5 protein-coding genes and 1 pseudogene are annotated in these 5964 nt (G+C 70.7%); all 6 read left to right on the top strand.

From position 1 onward, the window contains the following. The coding region (locus tag VET29_RS38545) for a hypothetical protein (RefSeq protein ID WP_324930459.1) at positions 1-2478 on the top strand (2478 nt) is incomplete at its 5' end. Between the two features lie 18 nt (positions 2479-2496). Continuing rightward, positions 2497-3027, top strand: coding sequence for a hypothetical protein (locus VET29_RS38540; protein ID WP_324930456.1), 531 nt, complete (start codon positions 2497-2499; stop codon positions 3025-3027). Continuing rightward, on the top strand, positions 3024-3275 hold the full coding sequence (locus tag VET29_RS38535; RefSeq protein ID WP_324930453.1) for an acyl carrier protein: 252 nt from the start codon (positions 3024-3026) through the stop codon (positions 3273-3275). Before VET29_RS38540 ends, VET29_RS38535 begins: the two co-directional genes overlap by 4 nt. A gap of 108 nt (positions 3276-3383) precedes the next feature. Beyond that, on the top strand, positions 3384-4610 hold the full coding sequence (locus VET29_RS38530) for a beta-ketoacyl-[acyl-carrier-protein] synthase family protein (RefSeq protein ID WP_324930450.1): 1227 nt from the start codon (positions 3384-3386) through the stop codon (positions 4608-4610). Next, positions 4607-5653, top strand: a complete 1047-nt coding sequence (locus VET29_RS38525; protein WP_324930447.1) for a beta-ketoacyl synthase N-terminal-like domain-containing protein — start codon at positions 4607-4609, stop codon at positions 5651-5653. The genes VET29_RS38530 and VET29_RS38525 overlap by 4 nt, the downstream gene beginning before the upstream one ends. Next, positions 5650-5964 (top strand): annotated as a pseudogene (locus VET29_RS38520) (hypothetical protein); the annotation flags it as partial. The gene VET29_RS38525 and the pseudogene VET29_RS38520, both read left to right, overlap by 4 nt.

Here is a 5964-nt window from a genome sequence, read left to right as displayed (position 1 = left end):
GTCGACAAGATCTACGGCGACGCGCAGGCCGAGTCGGCTGAACACGGGTACAGCAACAAGCTGAACGACGAGAACGTCGAGACCGGCCGCAAGGGCATCGAGGGGATGCGCGTGCCGACCGAGGGCTCGACGACCGGGGTTCAGAAGTCCAACGAGATCTTCGACCAGGCCAGGCCGGCGTTGAAGCTGTGGGAGGACTTCCTTCCTGTCAACGACAAGGTGCCGGGTGACTCGCTGGGTCGTTACGGGAAGATCAACCTCGAGAACGACATCAAGAAGCGCTTCGACGAGCAGATGGGCATCTCGTTCCGGAACTTCGTGGACGACGCCAAGCGCCTGCGGGACGCGTACAAGAAGCTGAACACGCTCGACGGCGACTCCCAGAGCGAGCTGAACAAGGTCTACAAGGACTGGACGGGACCGGCGGCCAACGCGTCCTATCAGTACTACTCCGAGAAGATGGCTCCGCACGTCAAGAACCTGCTGGAGTACCTGGAGACCGCCCCGGAGACGATCGAGACCGCGGTCCAGAACATCTTCACCGCCTGCAAGGACAAGGCGAACGACGTCATCCAGCTCTATCAGAACGTGCACGGCACGGTCGGCAGCGCGACCCCGGACATCGCGGCGAAGGTCGTCAAGCTCGCGAGCGGCGACTTCGACTCGCAGGACGAGGTGCTGGAGGTCGCGGCCTGGGTCGATGCGAAGACCGGCAGCAATCTCGAGTCGACGTTGCGTGCGGACGACTGCGGGCTCAACGACGGCAACAAGGAGTACACGATCCGTGAGTGCAAGAAGTGGATCCGTGACTCCTTCAACGCCGACCTGCACGACAACCTCTACGTCAACTTCAAGCAGGCCTGCGACGACGCGCTCGAAGCCGTCAACTCGCACTACGAGACGCTGAACAACTACCTCAAGGGCTACGAGAACGAGTTCGGCCGGCTCTCCGCACAGGGCGCCAGCAATGGCAACGGCGGTGGTGGCGGCGGGGGCACCGGCGGCGGAGGTGGCGGTACCGGAGGTGGCGGTAGCGGCGGCGGAGGCACGGGCGGCGGTGGCTCCGGTGGTGGCGGCGGGATGCCCGATGTGGACACCCCGAAGCCCTCGGACACCGGCGACCAGACCGACCCGAGCGGCGGCAAGCCGGGCGATCCGAGCACCGGAGACCCGAACGCGACCGACCCGAGCACCTCGCCGACCGCGAACCAGCAGGAGACCGTCACCATCAAGGACGGTGACCACGAGATCGCGGTCACCAGCCCGGACGGCCAGGGCATGGTCAAGGTCACGGTCGACGACGGCAGCGGCCACCCGAAGACGTACACGATGGACTTCGGCGCCCCGGACGCGACGACGCCCGGCGCCTCCGGCCAGCCGGGGCAGGCGGGCCAGCCGGGGGTTCCCGGTACGCTGGGCACCCAGTCCGGCGACGGCGTGCCGGGTCTGGACCAGCCGATCGAACCGGGCCCGGACGGCAAGTGCACGATCACCGACGGGGACCTGACCATCACGGCGGAACGGCCGGAGGGCCAGCCCGACACGGTCGTGGTCACCGTCGACGACGGCACGGGCAACCCGACGACCTACAACCTGGACTACTCGGAGTCCCAGACCGGCCCTGATGGCGCGACGACATCGGGCGGCGCCCAGTTCACGACCATGCCGGCCTACGGTGACGCGCCGCAGGCCATCGCCCAGGACGCGGTGCCGGTGGGCGCGACGGACGGTGCCGGCACCATGCCTGCCTACGGCGAGATGCCACAGGGCATCGCGCAGCCCGCCGGCATGCAGGACTTCGTGCCGGCGGATGCGTCACAGGGCCAGCCCGGACAGGGCTTCGCCGGCCACACCATGCCGGCCGACGGCCCGCAGGGGTTCGGCCAGCACTCGCCCGGCGGCGGGCCGCAGGGCTTCACCGGGCATCCGATGCCGGGGCAGGGGGCGTTCGACACGTCGCACGGACACGGTGGCTACCCGGGGCACCTGCCGCCGGGCCAGCCGATGCCGGACCACGGCCAGCACGGCGGGAACCTCCAGCCCGCCCAGCACCAGTTCGGCACGCAGCCGGCCTTCGGCGAGTCGCCGAACCAGCACTCGTACAGCACCTCGGCCGCCGCGGCCGGCGTGACCGCGGGCGACGAGCACCACCCGGGTGGCGCGGCCGGCTCGTTCGGCGCGCCGGACCACCACTCGTCGCCGTACATGGACCGGGAGAGCGGGGAGGCTAGCCTGGCGAGTGCGCCGGACGGCTCGGGCGACGACGACCATGGCGACCATGGCGACCATGGCGGGCAGCACGGCCAGCCGCAGCCGGGCATGGCCGGCGCGGGCATGCCGATGCTGGGTGGCGCACCCGGCGGTGGTGGCGGCTCCGGCGACACCGGGCGCGGCGCCACGCAGTGGCGCACCACCGGCGACCTGTTCGACGAGCCCGTCGATCCGCGCCTTCGCGGCGCGTTCGGCGGCGAGCGGTAACCAGATGAGGGGAAACTGATGGGCGCTTTTGACGTGGCCGCCGCGGCGCGGGCGAAGATGGCGCAGGTCCAGCGGGAGATGGCCGACCGGCGCGCGCTGCGTGACCGCAACTTCCTGCAGCGGCGCGAGGCCGCGCTCGACGCGTTCAAGAAGCAGGGCCCGGTGATGGAGCAGGTCGCCAAGCACATGGGCGAGCTGGGCCGGCGCCGCAAGCAGGCCGGCGGCTGGGCGACGGAGAAGACCGAGCGGGACAAGGACTACGTCATGGGCTTCGGCTTCGATGACGAGGACCCGTCGAAGAACCCGTACGACTTCCAGCCGACCCAGCGCGCGGCCGACACCCCGCCCGGTGGCATCGGCACCCTGGAGGACGACGAGTCGCCGCTCGGGTCGGCGCCGCCGCCCCCACCCGAGCCCGAGGCGCCGCCGGCGCCGGCCACGCCGGCTCCGCCCGCCCCGCCACGGGCGCCACGACGGCCGGCGCCGCGCCAGGAGCTGGACGACGAGGACGACTTCTCCAACCAGTCCAGCTGGATGCAGAACCGGTGAACGCGCAGGTCGCGGAGCGGGCCGGCGAGATCAAGGCCGTCGTCGCCCGGGTGCTCGAGGTCGACGAGGACGAGGTCGGCCCGACCGACGGCTTCATCGACAAGCTCGGCGCGGACTCGATGAAGCTGATCGAGCTGCTCGCCAACCTGGAGATCGAGTTCGACGTCGAGGTCGACCCCGGCCAGTTCGAGCGCCTGGTCGACCTCGACGGTGTGTACGCCGTGCTGAGCGAGGCCTTGGACAAGTAGGAGCGAGAGCGAAGGAGCGGGCGCCGTCTGGACCGACGAGCACGGAGGCCCTGCGAGGTACGAGCCCTGGGCCGCCGCGCGCGGGAGGGAAGCCGGCGTCCTGAGCGGATGAGCGAATCGACTGATCGGACACGGAACCGCGTCGCCGTCACCGGGCTCGGCGTGGTGTCGAGCATCGGCACCGGCGTCGCCGAGTACGCGGCCGGGCTGCGGGCCGGGCGCAGTGGCGCGCGCCCGATCAGCGTGTTCGACACCGAGGGTTTCGCGCACAACGTGGGCTGTGAGGTCGTCGGGTTCGAGCCGGCGCGCTGGATCACCGCGCAGCCACCGGAAGACCTCGGCCGCGCGGCCCAGTTCTCCGTCGCCGCGGCGCGGATGGCGATGGCGGACGCGGGGATCTCCGGCACCGGCACCGGCCGTGCCATGGTCTGTCTCGGCACCACCGACGGCGGCGGCGACGCCGGCGAGCGGATCGCCGAGAACATCGTGCGGGACAGGGGGGTACCCGCCGAGCTGCCGCGCCGGGTGCCGGCCGGGACGCTGCCGGTGGCCGTCGCACGCGAGCTCGGTCTGTCCGATGTGGACATCTCGACCGTCGCGACCGCCTGTGCCGCCGGCAACTACGCGATCGGCAACGGCTTCGACGCCATCGCGTCCGGCGACGTCGACGTGGCACTCTGCGGTGGCGCGGACGCCATGTGCCGCATGACGTTCACCGGCTTCTACCGGCTCGGTGCGGTCGACCCCGAACGCTGCCGCCCCTTCGACGTCGACCGGCAGGGCATCCTCACCGGCGAGGGCGCGGGCGTCCTCGTGCTGGAACCACTGGACAGGGCGAGGGCCCGCGGTGCCCGGATCTACGCCGAGGTCCTCGGCTACGGCCTCAACTGCGACGCCAGCCATCCGGTGGCGCCCGACCAGGACAGTGTCGCCGCGTGCATGCGGCTCGCGCTCGACGACGCCGGGGTCACGCCGGACCAGGTGGACCTGATCTCCGCACACGGCACCGGCACGAAGGCCAACGACGCCACCGAGTGCGGCGCCATCCACAGTGTCTTCGGCGAGGTCGCCAGTGGCCCGCCACGGACGGTCTCCGTGAAGTCCATGCTGGGCCACACCATGGGCGCGGCCAGTGCGCTGTCGGCCATCGCGTGCGCGCTCGCCATCGCCGAGGGCTTCATCCCGCCCACGATCAACCACGTCAAGACCGACCCGGCGTGCGGGATCGACTGCGTGCCCAACTCCTCCGTCGACGCCGACCTGCGGATCGTGCAGAACAACGCCCTCGCGTTCGGCGGCGACAACTCGGTCGTCCTGTTCGGACGGCACGAATGAGCATCCGGATCTCGGCATGGTCGGCGTTCTCCCCGTACGGGCACGGCAGGCTCGCGTTCGCCGACGGGGTCCGCGGTGGTGCGCCGGCGACGCCGGTGTCCACAAAGGACGAATGGGCGCGGGCGGAGGCCCATGTCGTGCCGGACTTCGACATCGTCGAGCAGTTGGGCCGCAAGGGCACCGGCTCCATGGACCGCGCGAGCGCGCTCGCCGTCGCGACCATGCGCGCGCTGCAACGCGACGAGCACGGCTCGGTGGCGTCGAACCCGAGGACCGGCGTCGTGCTCGGCACGACCAGCGGCTCGAACCGCACGCAGTTCGAGTTCACCCGCGACTCGCTCACCCGCCGCAGGCCGTACTTCGTCAACCCGGCGCAGATGCCCTTCGCGCTGATGAACTCGGCGGCCGCCCAGTGCGCCATGTGGCACGGGCTGACCGGCCCGAACAGCACGGTCGCCGCGGGCAGGAACTCGGCGGCGGCGGTGCTGCGGTACACGTCGCTGCTCCTGCGCACCGGTCGCGCGAACGGCGTGTTCGCGGGCGCGGTCGAGGAGCACAGCGGTGCCCGTGAGCTGCTGGAACACGGGCAGACACTGGGTGAGGGCTGTGTGCTGTTCTTTTTGCAAACCGCGGAGTCGGGGAACCGAGCGGCGCTCGCGGAGGTCGTAGCGTCGGACACGAGGTTCTCGGACGGTGCGCCCGGCCAGGCGCTGGCGACGAGTCTGCGGCACGTCGTGCCCGAGGCGGACGAGGTGTGGGGGCTCGCGCTCTCGGCCGCCGACGCGCAACTGTCCGAAGTGGAAGACGACGCGATAGGCGAGGTGTTGGGACACCAGGTCGGCACAGTCCTGCGTCCGGGTCGGCTCATCGGCGACACGGGCGCGGTGAGCGGTGCCTTCGGGCTCGCGTCGCTGCTGGCCCACGCCGAGACGGACCCGACGGCCAGGGGCCGGCTCGCGGTGGCCACCTCGGTCGACCGGGATGGCACGGCCGGTGCCATCGTGCTTCGCTTAGTGGGATCGCAGGCAAGGGGTGAACGATGAGCAGGTCGTGGGCTGAGGTCAAGAAGCTCCTCGACGATCCGTACGTGGACGCCGACACCAAGGAACACCTCTACGCGGCGTACCTCCGCGAGGAGGGGTACGCGGCCTCCTACAACGGCTACGAGGGCGGCGGCTACGACCAGGGCCCGTTCTATGTCAACGAGGACCGCCTGCCGCCCGAGGTTCGCGACTACTACAAGAAGTACAAGCTGGATCCCGGTGACTACCAGCAGGGTGACGTCGACAAGATCTACGGCGACGCGCAGGCCGAGTCGGCTGAACACGGGTACAGCAACAAGCTGAACGACGAG

The sequence above is a fragment of the Actinophytocola sp. genome (genome assembly GCF_035634895.1).
Taxonomy (GTDB): Bacteria; Actinomycetota; Actinomycetes; order Mycobacteriales; family Pseudonocardiaceae; genus Actinophytocola.
The sequence above is the reverse complement of the archived record's forward strand: the minus strand, read 5'-3'. Positions and strand labels throughout refer to the sequence as shown.

Coding starts and splice junctions, on each gene's coding strand:
- VET29_RS38540 (WP_324930456.1), top strand. CDS start 2,497: ATGGGCGCTTTTGACGTGGCCGCCGCGGCGCGGGCGAAGATGGCGCAG.
- VET29_RS38530 (WP_324930450.1), top strand. CDS start 3,384: ATGAGCGAATCGACTGATCGGACACGGAACCGCGTCGCCGTCACCGGG.
- VET29_RS38525 (WP_324930447.1), top strand. CDS start 4,607: ATGAGCATCCGGATCTCGGCATGGTCGGCGTTCTCCCCGTACGGGCAC.